The 18,009-nt window shown below is 70.6% G+C and carries 17 protein-coding genes and 1 pseudogene; 4 read left to right on the top strand and 14 right to left on the bottom strand.

Annotated features, from left to right (window positions below):
* Positions 1–150 precede the first annotated feature (150 nt).
* From G4D85_RS18650 to G4D85_RS18635, 4 genes and pseudogenes are all read right to left on the bottom strand, one after another.
* Positions 151–342 (bottom strand): annotated as a pseudogene (locus G4D85_RS18650) (ISKra4-like element ISMfu2 family transposase); the annotation flags it as partial.
* A 95-nt stretch (positions 343–437) separates the two neighbouring features.
* The gene (locus G4D85_RS18645) at positions 438–749 is read right to left on the bottom strand and encodes a hypothetical protein (protein ID WP_164013800.1); all 312 of its coding nucleotides are present in this window, start codon (positions 747–749) and stop codon (positions 438–440) included.
* Between the two features lie 64 nt (positions 750–813).
* Positions 814–1,425 carry an MBL fold metallo-hydrolase gene (locus tag G4D85_RS18640; protein ID WP_164013798.1) on the bottom strand — a complete coding sequence of 204 codons (612 nt, stop codon included), beginning with the start codon at positions 1,423–1,425 and terminating at the stop codon, positions 814–816.
* A 65-nt stretch (positions 1,426–1,490) separates the two neighbouring features.
* The gene (locus G4D85_RS18635; protein WP_164013796.1) at positions 1,491–2,252 is read right to left on the bottom strand and encodes a hypothetical protein; all 762 of its coding nucleotides are present in this window, start codon (positions 2,250–2,252) and stop codon (positions 1,491–1,493) included.
* Between the two features lie 112 nt (positions 2,253–2,364).
* Between G4D85_RS18635 and G4D85_RS18630 the strand changes: the two genes are divergently transcribed.
* Entirely contained in the window at positions 2,365–3,300 is a 936-nt protein-coding gene (locus tag G4D85_RS18630) for a LysR family transcriptional regulator (protein WP_164013794.1), read from the top strand.
* 179 nt (positions 3,301–3,479) lie between these two features.
* Positions 3,480–4,310, top strand: a complete 831-nt coding sequence (locus G4D85_RS18625; RefSeq protein ID WP_240359361.1) for a pirin family protein — start codon at positions 3,480–3,482, stop codon at positions 4,308–4,310.
* A 114-nt stretch (positions 4,311–4,424) separates the two neighbouring features.
* Here G4D85_RS18625 and G4D85_RS18620 read toward each other — a convergent pair whose 3' ends face one another.
* Positions 4,425–4,865, bottom strand: a complete 441-nt coding sequence (locus G4D85_RS18620; protein ID WP_164013789.1) for a protein kinase domain-containing protein — start codon at positions 4,863–4,865, stop codon at positions 4,425–4,427.
* A gap of 160 nt (positions 4,866–5,025) precedes the next feature.
* On the opposite strand from G4D85_RS18620, the gene G4D85_RS18615 reads away from it, so the two are divergent.
* Positions 5,026–5,850 (top strand): hypothetical protein, encoded by an 825-nt coding sequence (locus G4D85_RS18615; protein ID WP_164013787.1) that lies wholly within the window; start codon positions 5,026–5,028, stop codon positions 5,848–5,850.
* Complete coding sequence (locus G4D85_RS18610) at positions 5,847–6,767, top strand: type VI immunity family protein (RefSeq protein WP_240359360.1); 921 nt, start codon at positions 5,847–5,849, stop codon at positions 6,765–6,767. Before G4D85_RS18615 ends, G4D85_RS18610 begins: the two co-directional genes overlap by 4 nt.
* A gap of 69 nt (positions 6,768–6,836) precedes the next feature.
* Here the strand turns inward: G4D85_RS18610 and G4D85_RS18605 are convergent, their stop codons facing one another.
* The 9 genes from G4D85_RS18605 to G4D85_RS18565 all read right to left on the bottom strand — a co-directional run bounded on the left by G4D85_RS18605 (position 6,837) and on the right by G4D85_RS18565 (position 17,897).
* Positions 6,837–8,198 (bottom strand): serine/threonine-protein kinase, encoded by a 1,362-nt coding sequence (locus G4D85_RS18605; protein WP_240359359.1) that lies wholly within the window; start codon positions 8,196–8,198, stop codon positions 6,837–6,839.
* Between the two features lie 283 nt (positions 8,199–8,481).
* Complete coding sequence (locus G4D85_RS18600) at positions 8,482–8,988, bottom strand: hypothetical protein (RefSeq protein ID WP_164013783.1); 507 nt, start codon at positions 8,986–8,988, stop codon at positions 8,482–8,484.
* A 44-nt stretch (positions 8,989–9,032) separates the two neighbouring features.
* On the bottom strand, positions 9,033–9,617 hold the full coding sequence (locus G4D85_RS18595) for a YdeI/OmpD-associated family protein (RefSeq protein WP_164013782.1): 585 nt from the start codon (positions 9,615–9,617) through the stop codon (positions 9,033–9,035).
* 86 nt (positions 9,618–9,703) lie between these two features.
* Positions 9,704–10,261 carry a hypothetical protein gene (locus tag G4D85_RS18590; RefSeq protein WP_205525600.1) on the bottom strand — a complete coding sequence of 186 codons (558 nt, stop codon included), beginning with the start codon at positions 10,259–10,261 and terminating at the stop codon, positions 9,704–9,706.
* The gene (locus tag G4D85_RS18585) at positions 10,258–11,055 is read right to left on the bottom strand and encodes an archaeosortase/exosortase family protein (protein WP_164013779.1); all 798 of its coding nucleotides are present in this window, start codon (positions 11,053–11,055) and stop codon (positions 10,258–10,260) included. The genes G4D85_RS18590 and G4D85_RS18585 overlap by 4 nt, the downstream gene beginning before the upstream one ends.
* Positions 11,052–13,367: a PEP-CTERM sorting domain-containing protein gene (locus G4D85_RS18580; protein WP_205525599.1), complete on the bottom strand. Its 2,316-nt coding sequence runs from the start codon at positions 13,365–13,367 to the stop codon at positions 11,052–11,054. Before G4D85_RS18580 ends, G4D85_RS18585 begins: the two co-directional genes overlap by 4 nt.
* 293 nt (positions 13,368–13,660) lie before the next feature.
* Positions 13,661–14,467, bottom strand: a complete 807-nt coding sequence (locus G4D85_RS18575) for an aldo/keto reductase (protein ID WP_164013775.1) — start codon at positions 14,465–14,467, stop codon at positions 13,661–13,663.
* A gap of 86 nt (positions 14,468–14,553) precedes the next feature.
* On the bottom strand, positions 14,554–14,970 hold the full coding sequence (rnk, locus tag G4D85_RS18570; protein ID WP_164013773.1) for a nucleoside diphosphate kinase regulator: 417 nt from the start codon (positions 14,968–14,970) through the stop codon (positions 14,554–14,556).
* Positions 14,971–15,068: 98 nt separating this feature from the next.
* Positions 15,069–17,897: an ELWxxDGT repeat protein gene (locus G4D85_RS18565; protein ID WP_164013771.1), complete on the bottom strand. Its 2,829-nt coding sequence runs from the start codon at positions 17,895–17,897 to the stop codon at positions 15,069–15,071.
* Positions 17,898–18,009 lie beyond the last annotated feature (112 nt).

Raw genomic sequence — 18,009 nt, 5'->3', positions numbered from 1 at the left:
TTCACCTTCGTGGGGCCGAGCAGATCCCCTCAACTTGAAGATGAGCCGACGAGGAGAAAAATGATGCAGAGAGTTCGCGGGTCGTCTCACACCCCCACCAGGGCACACGCTACTGGGAGACTCCCTCGAACTTTCCTGGAGCAGTTGCAGAGGGGAGCGCGTGAAGTTCATGACCGCGCCCCAGCGGTCGGAGAGTGCGAGGGCGCGCAGGTCGAGAACGTGCTGGCCGCTCGTCTCCTTCCAGCGACGGCCGGGCCGCTTCATGCGCAGGCCCATCAGGGACTTGCAGGTGGCTTCGACGTTGCCGCTGCCGGAGCTTCCTCCGCAAGCCCTGACCACCGCAGGGGAGTTGGGCAGGTGTCGAGGCGGACATCCGCGGGTACTTCAACCACATCCACTGAGCCTGCCCCACGGAGCCGGGACAAGCTCACGCTGCTTCAGAGCACGCCGTTCTCCACCAGCGTGGCGAAGACGCCCATGCCCAGGAAGGCCACGCCCAGCACGAGGTAGAGCACGGCCATCCCCAGGGCCCGTCCCCCCGTCGCCTCCATGTGGAGCGAAGGGTGGGGGTCCAGCGGGTTCTTCGGCAGCTGCGAGTGCATCGCCTTGCCGAGCAGGCCCGGCCAGGCTCCGGAATGGGCGGGATTCACAACCGTCATCCGCTTGCGCACCAGGGCGCGCACACCGGACACGAAGAAGAACAGGCTGAAGCCTCCGGTGATGATGAGCACGGCTGGATTGAATTTCATGGGACGGTAGCTTCCTCGGACCCGGGTTCGGCGCGCAAGCCACGTCCCGGCCCCTCCAGAACGCTCAGGTGTCGTGGGGCAGCGCGGCTACCAGTTCTTCCAGGGCCGCGTGCCCGCCGCGGAACACCGGCCAGCCGTCCCCCACCAACACAGCGTCGATGCGCGTCCTGGCCAGCAGCCCACGGACCGAGGCTCGCGCACGGGCCGCGTCCTTCAGCTTCGCGTCCGGCAGGAGGTTGAGCCGGCCGCCCACCTGGCCGCGAATGAGATCTCCCGTCAGCAGCGTCGTGTCCTCCAGGAGGAAGGCCAGCTCGCCGGGCGTCTTGGAGCCGTGCAGCTCCAGCGCCACCAGGCCGGGCACGAGCGTCTCACCGTCGGCGAGCCACCGGTCGCATTTCAGGGGAAAGGTCTCGGACTCGGCGCGGGGGCCGGCCACCTTCGCACCGAAGTCGGCGACCAGCTCCCTCGTGGCGCGCACATGCTCCGAATTGGTCAGCACGGCCCACGCCACCCCGCCCAGCGAGCGCAGGTGCGCGGCATCATGCGCGGACAGTGGGAGCGGGTCGAAGACCACGTTTCCCTCAGGGCGAACCCAGAGGACGCTATGGAAGTCCAGGTTGCGCGCCTCGTCGAAGCGGGACCATCCATGGAGTTCCTTGCGGTGCAGGGCTTTCATGGCGCCCAGCCTGCCCGCATGGCTGGCCGCCGGGAAGCGCCAAACAGGTGGACCCCGCGGGCACTCTACTCGACGACGAAGGTCGTGTGGTCCACCCCAGCGTTGCCGGTGGTGGGGTCAAAGGCCGTCACGGTGACTTCGTAGATGCCCTTCTGCTGGACGGACAGCTCGCCCTCGAACGTGCTGGTCTTCCCCGCGTACTTCATGGGCACCTGGGTGAGCGGCTTCCCGTTGTGCTTCACCGTGGCTAGCAGATCGTAGCGGCTGGAGTCCCAGAGCCCCTTGGGCTCGGTGGGGCAGCCGCACATGAGCGTGAGGTTGGCGCGGACGGGGACGGTGAGCTTCTTGTCGCCCGCGAGCTTGAGGAACTCGTGAGCCGAGGGCGTCACCACATCCACCACGAAGCCGGGCAGCTCCACGATGAGGCCATCGCCCTCGACGTGCTTGCCGGGCAGCAGCCAGAGCTGGGTGGTGCTGGTGGCGAGCGCCTGCCGCTGCGCCAGGGGGCCTGAGACCTCCACCGTCACCAAGCGCGGCTCGGCGAGGTCCACCGTGGCCGTGAACTTCGCGGACGCATCATCCGCGAGGGGCGTACCCCGGGCTTGCGGCTGCTTCATCAACGTCTGGGTGTTGCCGGTGGAGCCGGCGGTGACGCCGCTGGCCAACACCTGTCCGGTCTGGGCGTCGCGGAGCACCACCTGCACGCCCCCCATCGAAGTCCCGACGAACTTGCCGTCACGAGCGCGAGCCCTCACCACCAGCCGCGTCTCGGTCGCAAAGGCCGCCGTGGAGAACAGCAGCAGGGTCCAGAGAATGAGGCTCCGCATGACTCGCTCCATTTCGGAAGGGCTCAAAGTGGAGCCACATAGCACCGCGAGCGCAGGCGGGACAGGCTTCCTACAACGTGCACCAGCCTCGCCGATGTGATGCACTTCCGGGGTGCTCGAAAGCGTCACAATTGATCAGCTCCGGACGCTCCGCGCGGTCGCGGAGGAGGGGAGCTTCACCGCGGCGGCCCGCCGGCTCGGACAGGGCCAGCCCGCGGTCAGCCAGGCGATGAAGCGGCTCGAGAAGCAGCTCGGCCTGCGCCTCTTCGACAGGAGCGGCCGGGTTCCCCGGCTGACCGCGAAGGGGGAGGCCGTCGTCGCCGCGGCGGAGCGGCTTCACGATGACCTCGCCGTCTTCCAGACGTTGATTGGCCGCATCAAGAGTGGAGCGGAGACGAAGCTCTCGCTCGCGGTCGACGCCATGTTCCCGACGAGCGCGCTGCTGGCCTTCATCCACGAGTTCGCCGAGACACACCCCGGCGTGGAGCTGGCGCTCGAAATCGAGTTCCTCGCGGCGGTGACCTCGCTCGTGCGGGAGCGGCGGGCCACGCTCGGCATCGCGGGGACAGATGTGGACCTCTCGGGGTTGGAGCAACGTCCCATCGCCCACCTGCGGATGATTCCGGTCGCCGCGCCGTCACATCCCCTGGCAGCGGGGAAGGACGTCATCACGGATGAACGACTTGCCTCCGCCGTGCAGATCGTCCTCACGGAGCGCACTCCGGCTGGCCAGCCCGGCTCCTCGGACCGGGGCGTCTTCTCGACCCGGACGTGGCGGGTCGCCGACCTGATGACGAAGCATGCGCTCATCGCGGGCGGGCTTGGCTGGGGCCACGAGCCCGAGCACCTCGTCCGTGAGGACCTCGCGGCGGGGCGGCTCGTGGAATTGCGGCTCGCGGCCTGGGAGGGCGGGCTGCCACCGCTGCGCTCGCTTGCCCTCGTCCGTCGCAAGGGCTCACTGCTCGGGCCCGTGGCGACGTGGGCCTCCAATCGCCTCACGAGCCTCTGCCAGGAAGCGCTGGGCGCCGCACCCCATCACACGAGGTGATGATAAGCATCATGCCCACGGCGGATTTACGACGGGGCACGCGCTCTTACATTCCTGTCATGAAGACCGCGACGCAGACCCTTTCCCCTTCCACTTCTCCCCGCTCGCTTCCCCGCGCTCGTCCTCTCGAGAGCGTCCATGGCGGAGGTCCGCTTCACTGGGTCGGTGACGGCTTCCGGGTGCAGACCCTCGTCCCGAGTCGGAGCCTCTCCCAGGAGCGGGCCAGTCCCTTCCTGTTGCTCGACTACCATCCTCGCCACGACTACCCGGCGCTGGCTGAAGGTCAGCGCGGCGTCGGCTGGCACCCTCACCGGGGCTTCGAGACGGTCACCCTGGCTTTCGAGGGGTCCGTCGCGCACCGGGACACCGCGGGCCATGCGGGCGTCATCGGGCCGGGCGACGTGCAGTGGATGACGGCCGCGTCCGGCATCCTCCACGAGGAGTACCACGAGCACGGCTTCTCCCGTCGCGGAGGCGCGTTCCACATGCTGCAGCTCTGGGTCAACCTTCCTCGCGCGAGGAAGATGGACGCGCCGGGCTACCAGCCCATCACCGCGGAGCAGATTCCCATCGTCCCGGTCGGAGGTGAGAACAACACCAGCACGGTCCGGGTCATCGCCGGAGCGTACGGAGATGCCCGAGGGCCCGCGCGAACCTTCACGCCGATCACACTGCTCGACGTGAAGCTCACCGCGGGCACGGCGCTCGAAGTGCCCGTGCCCTCGCATCACAATGTCCTCGTGCTAGTCGCCGGTGGTCGGGTCTCGACCGATGGTGACTCGCTCACCCCGGGGGCGCTCGCAGTCTTCGCCAACGAGGGCGAACACCTCGCACTGCGCGCCGAGGAGGACGCGCACCTCCTCGTCCTCGCGGGGGAGCCCATCCGTGAGCCCATCGTCCATGTGGGGCCCTTCGTCATGAACACCGAGCGCGAAATCCTCCAGGCCATTCACGACTTCGAGGAGGGGCGCTTCGGCGAGGTCCCCACGGACGAGGCGCCGCGGAGCTGAGTCCTCCGCGCCAGGGACGGGTGAGGGGGGGAGCTCAGTCGCCAGGTCTGTCTGACGAATGCAGGTGGAGCGGGCGGCAAGGTTGAGCGCCGCCTGCTCCTGCCGCACCTGGGGCTATGGGGCACCGTCCCGGTGGACGCCGCCGGCCGCGTGGGTGGCCGCGAGGGCGCGCGCCAGCTGAGCGAGGACGCGCAGCACCTGGCGGGAGGAGGGGCGCTGAGCGAGCGCCCAGTCATAGAGCGAGGTGCCCTCGACGAGCTCCATGGCGAGCCACGCGTGGGCCGCGCCCGTGGGGGACAGCCACTGCCCCTGGTCCCGGAGGCGGGGCACGGCCGGGTGCTGGAGGCGGGAGAGCAGCTCGGCTTCGCGAAGGAAGCGCGCATTGTCCGGGTGCAGGGCCAGCTTGAGGGCCCCGCAGTCCGAGGCGTCCTGTTCGGCGAGCACGGCGCGGTAGACGACGCCATAGGCGCCCCGGCCCAGCGGCTCGCGCAGGCGCCCTGGGCCGATGCGCGTGCCCGGGGGCAGGCCTGCTGGATTGAAGTGCTCTGACTGCATGGACTGCCTCGCGAGCAGAGGCACGGTCCGCTCCGCGCGGCGCGAGACTACTCGCACGCGGGGCTCCGTCAGCCCGCGCTCTTGGAGCGTGCGCCCTGTTACCCTCCGCTCGCGGAGTTCCCGACGCGCCCTCCAGAGGCGCGACCTCTTGAAAGAGAACATGCCCACACGCCCATCCTCGCGCGGGAAGTCAGTGCTGCTGCTGCTGGCCAGCGCACTGCTCGCGGCCTGTGCTGGCAGCCCCCACCGCGCCCCACACGGAGAGTTGCGCTTCGTGGACACGGAGACGGCCGGGCGCCTGCGCCATGCCGCCGCCGTGGGCCGGGGCGCGGGTGGGCTGTCGCCCGTCACGAGCCGTACCGTTGCCTCCCTGCTTGTCGAACTCGTCCCCATCCTGGTCACCGTGCTCACGAGCGACCTCGCGGTGGTGGAGTTCCAAGAGCGCCTGGTGGAGTGCGCCCGACTGGCCGAGCGTCGCGTCAATGCCTCCCACTTCGGCAACCGCGCCCCGACCCGCCAGGAGTGCGGCGAGGAGGTGGAGGTGGACGGCTGCGGCGCGCGAGTCACCCGGGCCATGCAGTTGGGGCAGCAGAAGCACGAGGTGGCACTCCAGTGCGCGCGCGAGGCGCTGGAGGAGCTGTGGCCCGGGCAGTTCAGCCTCGAGCAGCGCTACCGCTATTACCCCAATGCCCGGATGCTGGAGAGCGTCAGCCGGGAAGAGGAGGCGCGCCTCATCGCCCAGAGGTGTACCCGCGAGCTGTGGCGCACCATCAAACCGGACCTCGTCCTTCACGCGGGCGGCAACCTGCTGCGCTCCCTGCTCACGCTGGACTTCAAGTTTCCCTGCCCTGATACCAATGAGCCGAGGTGGACGCGTTATGGAAAGACCAGCGCTTATTTCGGCTTCGACCAGCGCGAAATCTACAAAGAAGCACTGGGGGGAGAAGCTCTGATGATCTCGCCACAGACGGGAGTGACTCCATGAGGGAGGACATTCCCATCATTCGCTTGCGGAACGATTACGGCACTCTGGTGGTCCGCGATGGCGTCATCCTCTGCTTCTTCATGCGCCGCTCGCACCGCGAAGTGGCCCACGCCGTATGGCGTGCCTTGCAGGTCTACGTTCGGGCCATTCCTCCGGGGTCGCTCAACTGGTACGTCTCGGACGATGGAGACATGCTCCCGCTCGACGACCCGGGCTGGGAGCACATCCGCGAGCAGATACTCGAGCGTCCCGGGGGCGGTGCATGGCACGTCGAGCTATCCGAGACCCCGGGCGGAGCGGGCGGCTACTTCTTCGAATACAACGGCCGGAAGCTCGACGACCCGATGTTCTCCCACGACGACGGCGCCACCAGCGCGGTGTCCTTCTCGTTTCCCACCGAGTACCTCCAGGAGCATGGCTCCGGCCACCTGCGCTCCCTGGCCCTGGAGCTCGGTCGCGAGCTGCCCTTCAGCTTTGGCTATGCGAGCCTCGCCTTCGTGTCTCATCCGGGCAGCTGGTACGCCGTTCGGATGCAGCTCCTCGAATACCTGAGGCGCTACCTGGGCCTGGACCTCTATTGGCTGGGGGAGACCAGCCGGGTCATCGGCACTCGGGCCCGAGGGGCCTACTGGCTCACCTTCCTGGGGCAGCCGCTGCTGGGGCAGCTCGGCGGCATTGAGGTGTTGCGCGACAAGCTCTCCTTTCCAGAGGTGTCCTTCGAGCCGATGGAGGGAGAGCGGCTGCTGCTCACCCTGGACGAGTGGCCGGACGCCATCGACACCGCGAAGAAGGTGTACTTCCCCCAGTACCGGGCGCTGGCGCACCTGCTGGAGCCGCACCTCTACGAGGAGCGCACCGGCTGGTTCTCCCTGGACAAGGACAACATACGCCGCTGGCTCCGCCGGCTGTGTCAGTGAGCCACTGAGAACGGCGAGGTGCGCAGGGCGCTGGGCCTGGAGCGCCGGGTCGGCCCACCGCGCCCTGCGCTACGGGGCGTCATCACCCGAGTCCGCGGGACCTGACGTGGAAGGGCGCGCCGGTGGGAAGGCGGGGCCGTAACACGCGCCTTTGTAAACGTAGAAGCCATAGTTCTCGTCACAGTCCTTCACGCTCACAGCCACCCTCGTCCAGCACCCACCATTGATGGCAATCAGCGTCCTGCTGGGACAGCGCCCAGCGGCATCTGACCGTGTCTGTCCTGGGAGGGGCTTGGGGGGGACATCTACGGAGATGGCCGACCACGCAGACGGCTCCCGAGCGAGAGGCATCGGGGCCGTCAGGGCGGTGTCTCCGACGGCCACGGTGCCGGCATCCTTCGACTCCTCCTCCTGCGCTGACGCGTGCGCCTGCTCCAATTCCTCTTCGGGATGCGCGCTCAGCATCCATTCGGCTCCAAGCGCCACTGCGCCTCCCAGGCTGGCTGCCACGAGCCAGGACCGGCGGGTGCGCCCAGGCTTCCGATGCACGACGTGCTGGGCTGGGCCACTCGCCTCCACGGGCTGGGATTCCTCCCGGGCGAAGAGAGGCACATCCGCCTGCGGCCCCGCTTTCCGCGCGGCCTGCTCCAGCGCCTCGGCCAGCTCGCGGGCGCTGCCACGCGCTTCGGGGCGCACGGAGAGCATCCGAGACACCAGGTTGCTCAGTTCCGCGCAGCACCGGACGTTGACGTCCCGTGGAGGCTGCGGGCCCGTACCCTCCGGGCCCCAGAGGTGGGCTGCCTCGTCCAACAACGCTGGCGTGGGAGGGTAGTCGTCGGCCACCAGCCGGTAGGCGGTCATCCCCAGCGCGAAGACATCATCCATTGGACCGGGCGCGTAGGCCGTGGCCGACCGAGGGATGGGGAGCTTCACGGAGCGCCAGGCCTCCGGGGAACGGTAGGGCGGCGTCCCGGGAGGAAACGGCGGCGACGTGAGCGTGGCGGCGCCCCCGTAGTGCCCGGAGCCGAAGTCGGTCAGGAACACCTGTCCGTCCTCGGCGCTCACGAGCATGTTGTCGCCCTTCACATCCCTGTGGACTCCCCCTGCGGCATGCGTGGCCTCCAAGGCTCGCGCGAGGCTGGCAAGGGTGCGGAGCACCTGGCGCGAGGTGGGGCACTGCACCCGGGCCCAGTCGTACAGGGACACGCCCTCCACCCACTGCATCACGAGAAAGGGGTGGAGGCGGCCCCCTGGCTGCCGCCAGCTTCCATGGCCCACAAGGCGCGGGACGCTCGGGTGTCGGACGCGGGAGAGCAACTCCACCTCTCGCGCGAAGCGTTCATCTCCAGGGCGCAGGGCCAGCTTGAGTGCGACAGGCCCGAGCTCCCCCTCCGCATCGAAGGCGCGGTAGACGGCGCCGTAGGTACCCAACCCTCGCAGTTCCAGCACACGCCACGGACCGACCCTCGTGCCCGGGGGCAGGCGTGCCGGATTCAGGTGGCCAAGCTCCATGGAGAGTGCCCCGCGAGGAGGGAGGAAGTTCGCTGCGTGTGCGGCGAGCCTACTCCCTGCATCGGTACGTGTCAGCGCAATCTCCAGAGTGGGGCACCCTCAGCGCCACCCATTTCGCCGGCCACGTCTGGAGCCGCTCCGTGTCGGCGGCCCTGGGCCGAAGGGCGCGCTGGATGCCCGTGGCATCAGCGCGTCATCAGTCCTAGTTTTCCGCGAGCTGCGCCTTGGCTTTCTTGATCAACTTCGCGAGCTTCTTGTCCCCTGGTTGGAGCGTGAAGGCCTGCTCGAAATACTCGAGCGCAAGGTCCTCGGCCCCATTCCGGTCGAGGAAGAACTCGCCGAGGCGGATCATGGTCGCGACGTTGCTCGGATCGAGCCGCAGGACTTCCCGGAGGACCTGCTCGAGATCTTCGAGCGTCAGGTCGAGCTCCGAGTCGTCGGGATCCATGTCGAGGAGGGTCTCTTCGAGGCGATCCGCGGCTTCGAGCAACCGCTCCATCTCCGTTTGGGCGACAGGCTTCTTCTTCGCGGAAGCGGGCTTCTTCTTGAGGGGGGCGGCCTTCTTCGCCGCAGCCGGCTTCTTCTTGGCGGTAGCGGACTTTTTCGCGGTAACGGCCCTCTTCGCCACAGCCGGCTTCTTCTTCGCGGCAGCCGGCTTCTTCTTCGCGGTGACGGCCTTCTTCACAGTCTTGGATTTCTTCGCTGCCATGGGGATCAACCTGGGTCGGTGGTTCGAGCTTCGTGGATGGAGTTTCACGGGGCGCCGCGTGCTTCGAGCGCCGTCAGGGCTTTGCGCAGTTGGGCGGCGCGGGCCGTAGCAGTGCGGGCGGTCACGAGCTTCAGGATTACCGCATACTGCTGGGTCTTGCCGAGCGCCTCGAACGCTCGCGCCGCCTTCCGGCTCGCCGCCAGGGCGGCGGCGAGATCGGGTGGGACGGTGGCAGTGCGCTGCGACGCGTAGGCGGCGGCCCACCGCCCGTCAGCCTTGGCGGCCTCGACCTCGGCCAGGCCTGACGGTCGCATCCGTCCGGCCGCGAGCAGCTTCTCGACCTTGGCCACATTGACTTGCGACCAGCGACTGGAGGGCCGGCGGGGCACGTACTTCTGCAGGTAGTAGACCTCGTCGCAGGACTTGCGCTGGCCGGAGATCCAGCCGTAGCACAGGCCGATGTCGACCGCCTCGTCGTCGGTCAGCGACGGGACGCCCGACCCCTTCTTCGCGAGCTTCAGCCACACCCCGGCCTGCAGGTCGACGTGCTTGTCCAGCCAGGCCTCGAACTTCGCGGCGTCGCGGAAGGCAATCACCTCGGCCTCGTTGACGGCAGGCTTCTTCGGCACGCGTGACTCCTGCGGCGGGAGAGGGGCGCCTCCTGCGCGCCGTCGCCGGTGACCAGATTATCGGCGAGCCTGGAGCCCCGCTCGATTCATCTGACTGGTATCCGCGCGGCCTGCCTCGGGTCTTCCGGGGCCCGCTCAGCGACGGTGACGGCCCACCAGGGGCCCGAGGTGCGGCCCAGCAGCGCGCTCCAGTACCACGCGGAGGCATCCGTCCAGCGTCCGCCCGCGCCGTCGGTGATCGCCTCGGACACCTCCAGCGCCGTGCCTCCGCGCGCCGCGTGGAAGCGGTGCCAGGTGACGCCGTCCGCGCCACGGCTCGACGGCTGGGGAGTGATGGCGTAGCCCAGTCCCCGGAAGCAGTCCTCGGCCGGGTGCAGCTGGCGGGTAGGCGCCTCTACCCAGCGCAGCACCAGCTCGCGCTGGCCGTCGCTGAAGCGTCCGATGCGGCCGGGAAAGTCCGCCGCGAAGCGAATCTCGCGCTCGGTGAGGGGCAGGGACTGCAGGGGAAGGCCCTCGAAGGAGGCGGGCCAGCCAGGGAAGGCCGTGGAGGAGGCCCCCTGGGGTGCGTCACGCGCCTCACGCAGGGGAAGCACGGCCGCGAGCAGGCAGCACGCCGTGAAGGCGAGGGTGGCGAGGCGGCTCATCCCACCACCTCCCGTGGCGCTTCTCCGCCCCGCAGCCAGGTGGCGGCCGCGAGGATGGCGAGCGCCACCAGGACGAAGGTGCCGGCCCCCACGCCCTCGTGCAGCCAGTCCGGGCCCGCGACGCGGCCGGTCTCCACCAGGGCGAGCGTGCTGACGCGCAGGGCGTTGCCCAGCACCACGGCGAGGCCCGCGAGCGCGCAGGTGAGCAGGGTGCGCGCCGCGTCCAGCCGCAGGACGTGGGCGAGCACCACCGCCAGGAACAGTCCCACCCACAGCATGCGTGCCCCGCTGCACGGCGCGTCCACCTGCACCACCGTGGAGGCCAGCTGCAGGTCCACCCCCGCGCGCACGGCGGGCAGCCCGAGCAGCTGCAGCATCGGCACGGCCAGCACGGCTGCCGCGAGCCGCAGGGGATATCCCAGGTAGAACTGCACGGAGGCGAGCACCGGCAGCGCGAGGAGCGCGAGCAGCCAGGTGGGCAGGTGGAAGGCGCTGCCCGTGGACGCGCGCGCAAGCAGGGCGGTGACGCACAGCACGCAGCAGGCCGCATGCACCAGCGGAGGCAGCAGCGGGTGCGCGGCGGCGAGCGCGAGGTTGGCGGCGGCCAGCAGTCCGAGGTGCACGGGCGCGAGCGGGTGACGCGCGCCACGGACGCACAGGAGCACGAGGGCGACCAGCGCCACCACGCCCCACGGCTCGTCGGAGCCGTCCCGCATGCGCGTGAGCCACCAGCGCCACGCGGGCCAGCCGGCGACGAGCTGCAGCGTGAGCACGAGGGCGGTGGCGCGCGTCACGCCATCCTCCGGCGCCGCAGGGCCACCACCCCCAGGAGGACGCAGGCCATCGCGAGCAGCAGCCAGGTCTCCGGCTCCGGCACCGTGGGCACCGTGCCCGGGTCCACCGGAGTCAGGCCCGCCGCGTCGTATTGCTCCTTGCGCTCGAGCACCACTGCCCCCGTCACCCCCGTCACCAGCTGGTGCGCGACCGCGAGCGTCTGGGCCTCGTCACGCGTGTCCTCCCGTCCGCTCGCGAGCATCCGCGCCACCTCGTCACGTGCCCACAGCCGGGCGAGGTGCGCGGAGGTCCGCTGCCCCGCGCTGGCGGACGCGCTGGCCGCGACACGCTCCCGCACGAAGGTGGGGCGAGGCGTGCCCCAGGCGCTGAAGAGCCGCTCGAGGTCCTGGCGCAGCGTGGCCGTACGAGGCAGCGGGCGCAGCGGGACGTGGGCGGGCAGCGCCTCGGCGGCGGCGTTCGGTCCGGAAGCCGTCTGCACGTCCACCACCTCGACGGCACGGGGACCCGAGAGGCGGAGCTCCGCCACATCCTGGTCGGGCGGGAGCGGCTGGGCGCCGTGTACCCACAGCACGATGCTGGAAGCGTCGGTGGCGAGCAGGGGCCAGGCGCGAGCCAGCGCGGGGGCGGTGTCCTGACCGCCGGTGGCGGAGAGCTCGCGCAGGCGCTCGGCGGCGATGCCCCTTCCGCCCGCCTCCGCGCGCCGCAACGACACCAGCTCCTCCACGCCATCGCGCGCCGCGAACACGGCCAGCTCCACCCCATCAGGCACGGTGGCGAGCGCGTCCGCGAGCGCCTCCAGGGCCGGCTCCATCCCCTCCGAGCCGTCCACCACGATGAGCAGCTTCGCGGGCTTCGGTGACAGGACCTCCTCTACGCGCTGGCGGATGGTGAAGGCGTCGGGCTGCGGAAGGTCAGGGCTCCACACCATCACGGGTGCGCCGGTGCGCTTCACCCGCAGCGTGGCCTCGTGTGCCCGCACCTGCGCATCGGAGAGCGCCCCCAGCCACTCGTGCACCCCGTCGCCGCGCGCGAGGGCGGGCGCCGCCGCGAGGCCCGTCATGGGCTGGCGCGACTCGATGCGCGCGGCATGGCGGAAGGTCTCCGCCAGGTCGAAGTTGCGCTCCTGGATGGTGGGCAGGGGCAGGGCGCCGGCGCGGCCCGCGTCCTCCAGTACGAGCGGCGCGCTGATGCCGAGCTTCACGCGCATGGGCTTGCCCTTGAGGATGGGGAAGGCCTGTACCTGCACGCGGTCTCCCGGCCGCGCGGTGACGAGCAGCGGGTCCATCCTGCGCTGCACCACCTGCGTGTAGGCCGCGCGCACCTTCCCGGTGCCCGCGAAGGCGGCCTCGCGCGGCTCGCCGTCGATGTAGAGCGTCACCCGGGACACCACTCCGCCCGGAGGCAGCTGCACCAGCATCCGCGCCTCGTGCTGGCCGGGCTCCGTGGTGGCGAACTCCATCGTCCACTCGAGGTAGCCGAGCGCCGCGTCGGCGTCGACCGAGCCCTCCATCGTGGAGGCGGAGAGCGACAGCCCCGGGACGCGTCCACCCACCTGCTCGGAGGCGGTATCCCTGTCCCAGCTGTCCCAGCCACGCACCAGGTGACCCCTGCGGCCCTCGGGGCGGGACTCCGCGTTGAAGGGGCGCCCCGTCACCCGGTAGAACACGCGGCGCGCGTCGTCGGGCAACACGGGCTCGTCCTGGGCGAGGAGGAAGCCGAGCAGGCTGTAGCGGCGGGAGCCCTCGTAGCAGGCCTCGCGCAGCGCTTCCTCGCTGCCCAGCACCCGCAGCACCCGCAGCGCCTGGGCCTGGGCCGAGGGACTCCCCGTCGCCGCCACATGCAGCCCCACGCGCGTGACGGCTCCCGGCAGCTCACCGGCGATGATGAGCAGCACGGCCACGAGCGCGCCTGGCCACCAGCGGGTGGCGGGCAGGGGCCAGCCGCTGCGCAGGAGCCGCCGGCGCAGGAGCACTCCGGAGAGGAGCGAGGACAGGGGCGCGAGCGGGAGCACGCCGATGCCAAAGAAGATCCCGATGAGCGCCAGGGGCAGGAGGGGGAGGAACAGGAGCGTGTAGAGCAGGCCCACGCCGAGCGCCGCGCCGTTGAGCAGCAGCTGCGCCCGGAGCAGGTGCGACGCACGGCGGTGGATGACCACGAGCGCCAGCGCATTCGCGGCGGGCACGGCCGCCACCAGCAGGATGTGCAGGGGCGTGGGCAGCGGGTCGAAGAACGTGTCGGCGCACATCCCCGTGACGAGCTCCACCCCCAGCGTCACCGCGGGAAGCACCACGCCGAACAGCGCGTGCAGCACGGTCCTCCATGGCGCCATCGCGGGTGCGCTGTGCGGTGGTACCGGGTGGAGCGGCGGCGGAGGAGCCTCGAGTGACGGGCTCGGTTGTACCTCGGACATGGCGATTCCCCAGGGCTCGGGACGAGGAGCGAGCCTACGACGGAGGCAAGGCGCGTGCCTGGGCATGGCCTCGCAATCGGGTACACCGGAAGGAGGCTGCCGGGCCTGGCGCGTGGCCGGGCTGCCACGGTGGCGGGCTGCCGCCCTCGGGGTGTGTCAAATCGGCCGAGGCGCCTCCACCTGCTCCGCGTGCGTCAGCCGTGGACGACCTGGCCGAAGTCGCGCATCCACCGCAGCTCGTCGGGGGACAGGGGCCCGCGCTCCAGGGCGGCGAGGTTGTCGTCGAGCTGCGCGGCGTTGGCGGGGCCGGTGAGGACCACGTCCACGTTCGCGTTGGAGAGACAGAAGCGGTAGCAGTCACCGGCCGTGGGCACGGGGCCGTCCCAGCCGCGAGGGCGCTTGAGGAGGCGGCGCCAGCTCGTGGCGGTGTACGCGACGACGGCGGGCTGGCGGCGGGCCAGGTGCGGGAAGATGTCGCGCTCGGCGCCGGGGTGGGCGGCGTTGTAGCGGATCATCAGCGCATCCAGCGGAGAGTCCTCGGCGAGCCTGCCCGCGCGCTGCCGGTCATGGATGGAGACCCCCAGGGCGCGGACCTTGCCTTCCTCCTTGAGCTTCATCAGCACGTCCACGGTGCCGGGCGTCCAGGCGCTGGTGGTGCCGAGCCAGTAGAGCTGGAAGAGGTCCAGGTAGTCCGTGCCGAGCACCTTGAGCGCGCGCTCGCAGCCCCGGCGCACCTGGCTGGGGAACCAGCCGAGGGTGGGGCCCGCGGCGACGACGAAGCGCTCGCGGTCCTGCTTGAGCTGCGCGCGCAGCAGTCGCGTCAGCTTGCGCGAGTTGGGCGTCCAGAAGACGTAGTTGAGGCCGCGCTCGAAGGCGGCACTCATGCCCGCCTCGTCGATGCCGTACTGGGCCGCCAGCCCCAGGCGGTGCACCCGCTTGCCGAAGACAGGGACATAGCGGTGCGTGAAGTCCTGCGCGGTGACTGGAACAGCGGTCGTCATGTGGGCCCCCCCGGGCCCACGCATCGTATGCCGCTTTCGCTTCCGGGAGCACGGCACAGTGCTACTCGGGGCCGTGCTCCGGGCCGTCAGAGGTGGTAGTGCCCCGCGGCCTCGGGCTGGTAGGGCACCGCGATGACGCGCACGCGCCGGGTGCGGCCCCCTGGCATCGGCCACGAGATGGACTGCCCCACGGAGAGGCCGATGAGCGCGCTGCCCATGGGCGCGAGGACGGAGATGCGGCCCTCCTCGCTGCGAGCGTCGCGCGGATAGACGAGCGTCACCTGACGCTGCTCGCACGTCTCTTCGTCCTCGAAGATGACGGTGCTGTTCATGGTCACCACGTTCGCCGGCACTGTCTCCGAGGCCACCACGCGGGCCCGGGACAGCTCCAGGTCAAGCATCTCCGCCAGCTCGGCAGCGCGACCGCCATCATGGTGGTCGATGACGTGGCGCAGGCGCTCCATGTCGGTCTCGGTCACGATGAGGGACTGCTCGCTGGTCATGGCTCTGGGCTCCCTGGACGAAATCGGGGTTGAACCCGGCATAACAGTTGGAGCCCCAGTTTATTCCCGAGCGCGGCCTCTCCGGACGGCGGCGTGCGTCATCCTCCCGGGGGTTCGTCCAGCACCCACCACTCGATGCCGTGCGCTCCGTCATCGGCCAGGAAGAAGACGTGGGGGCCCGCGGGCGTGAAGAAGTACGGCAGCGAGCCGAGGCGTCCCGGTGCCAGCTCCTGACGGAGCCGGGTGCCGTCCCCCGTGCCATCCGTCTGCCACAGCTCCGCGTCCCGCTCTCCATCGTCCGCGTGGAAGAGGGCCACTCCGCCCACTCCGGTCATCCACCGGGGCTCCGAGTGCCCCGGGCCCGGGCGCACGTCCCTGAGCAGGAAGGCGTCGCCCGCCACGCCGTGCGAGCGCCATGGCTCCGTGCCATGGACGCCGTCGGTGGCGCTGAAGAGGACGCCGTCTCCCAGCGCGCCGAACCAGCCCGGGTAGGAGCCCTCCGGCCCGGGCCACACGTCACCCACGAGCCGGGTGCCCTCGGGTGTTCCGTCGGTGCTCCAGGGCTCGCGGCCATGCGTCGGGTCGCTCGCCGCGAAGAAGACGCGGCCTCCCGCCGCGGTGAAGCCATCCGGGACGGAGCTGGGCCACCCGGGCTGGAGGTCTGCCAGCAGCACGGTGCCCGCCTCGGTGCCGTCGCTGACCCAGGGCTCGGTGCCGTGCTCCAGGTCCTCTGCCGCGAAGACGACCCGCGTGCCCAGGGCGGTGAAGCCTCGTGGGAAGGAGCCGCCCTGGCCCGGCAGGAGGTCCTTCACGAGCCGGGTGCCCGCCTCCGTGCCGTCGGTGATGCCCGGCTCCCAGCCCTCGTCCCCGAAGAAGGCGGAGAAGAACAGGCGTCCGCCCACGGCGGTGAGGTTCCCCGGCAGGCCATCGGAGGGGCCCGGACGGAGGTCCTTCACGAGGAAGGTGCCGTCGGGGGTGCCGTCGGTGCGCCACAGCTCGGCGCCGTGGACGCCGTCGCTGGCGCCGAAGTACCCGATGCCCTCCATCACCGCGGCAGGCCCGGAGGCGTCGCTGCCATGGGGGCCGGGGTGGAGGTCCTTCACCAGGACGGTGCCCTCGCGAGTCCCATCGGTGCGCCACAGCTCGCGGCCCATGAGGCCGTCATCGGCGAAGAAGTAGACGTGCTGGCCGAGCACGAAGAACCCCGACGGCTCCGAGCCGACAGGGCCCGGGTGGAGGTCCTTCAGCAGGAAGGTGCCCTCGGGGGTGCCATCGGTGCGCCACGGCTCCGGGCCGATGCTGCCGTCATCCGCGTCGAAGAAGAGGACCCGCCCCAGCGTGGTCCACGCGGAGGTGGAGGCCACGCCGGGGCCCGGGTGGAGGTCCTGCACCAGCCGGGCAGTGCTCCCGTCCAGCATGGGGGCCGGCGAGGTGTCCTGCTCCGTGGAGAGCAGGCGCAAGGGGAAGTCATCGGCAGATGGCCCGAGGCCGATGGCCCAGAGCTCGGCGCCGTCTTCACGGTTGTGGGCGGTGAAGAACAGCTGCGCGCCACTGGCCGTGAAGCCCCGGGCCGAGGAGGACAGGGCACCGCCCGCGACTTCACGGAGGCGGGACGTGCCCACGGAGAGGCCATTGCTCATCCAGGGCTCATGGCCCCGTCCAGGCTCGCGGGCGGAGAAGTAGAGCCGTCCCTTCTGGACCCGCAGGAACGCGAGCGCCGAGCCGTCCGGCCCGGAGGTGATGTCCTTGACGAGCGCGGTGCCGCCCGGTGTCCCATCGCTGCGCCACAGCTCGTCGCCATGCCGGGGAGACCAGGCGGAGAAGTAGAGGAAGCTGCCCATCGCGGTCAGCTCCCTCGGGTTGGAGCTGGCGGGGCCGGGGGCGATGTCAGAGATGCGGTACGTGCCGCCCGGTGTGCCGTCACTGCGCCACAGCTCGTCACCGTGCTCGGGGGTACCGGTGACGAAGAAGAGGAGTCTCCGGGCCTCGGTGGGGCGCGGGTCGTCCGAGAGGAGGGGACGTGGCAGCTCCGCGAGCGGCACCGTTCCTTCCGCCGTGCCATCGCTCGTCCACAGTGTCAGGGGCGGGGGGCTCGGCTGGACGCCGTCATCGACCTCGGAGCGCACGAAGAAGAAGAGTCGCCCGGCCACGTCGGTGAGGCCGCGAGGCCGGACCCGGACACCCGGAAGGGCTTCAAGCTCCCGGACGGCGATGGTGCCCTCGGGGGTGCCGTCGCTCTTCCAGAGGACCCGGTCGACGAAGAAGTAGAGCCGCCCGCCGGACGGAGTGAGGAGGTCGGGATACGAGCCCGAGCGGCCGGGGACCAGGTCCTTCACGAGCCGGGTGCCTGACGTCGTGCCGTCGGTGCGCCACAGCTCGACGCCGGAGTTCCCGTCGTTGGCGACGAAGTAGAGCGTCTTGCCCAGCACCGTGAGGTCCCGGGGCGCGGAGCCGCCGAGGCCCGCGCGGAGGTCCGCGACAAGCGACGTCCCCGACGTCTTGCCGTTGCTCCGCCACAGCTCCTCGCCGTGCTCGCCGTCATTGGCGACGAAGTAGAGCGTGGTGCCCACGGCGGTCAGGTCGTGCGGATCCGAGTCCAGGGGGCCGGGGCGGATGTCCCTCACGAGGAAGGTGCCCTCGTCGGTGCCGTCGCTCCTCCACAGCTCCGTGCCCCGCGAGAGGTCCGTGGCGCCGAAGAGCAGGGTTCCGGCGACATCCGTCAGCTCATGGGGCGCGGCGCTCAGCCGTCCCCCGGCGATGTCGTCCACGGGGTACGGGGCGGGGGTGAGGAGCGCGGAGCCATGGTTCTCCAGTTCCAGCGCCCCATTGTCTGGAAGCGGAGCCGGGGAGGGAAGGGAGCCATCGCAGGCGAAGGCGCCGGCCAGGAGGAACAGCAGGAACCTCGGTCGGACAGGCTGCGAGAGCATCGGGGGCACCGTTCTGCGCGATGGACAGCACGCGCGAGTGGGGCGCCAAAGCTGGTCTTGCCTCGGCCGGTTGAAAGCCTCCCTCCAGGGCAGGTCAGTCGCCGGCTTCCGC

Source organism: Pyxidicoccus trucidator, from assembly GCF_010894435.1.
In the GTDB taxonomy this organism is placed as follows: domain Bacteria; phylum Myxococcota; class Myxococcia; order Myxococcales; family Myxococcaceae; genus Myxococcus; species Myxococcus trucidator.
Note: the sequence above shows the minus strand (reverse complement) of the source record. Positions and strands in the feature narration are given on the sequence as shown.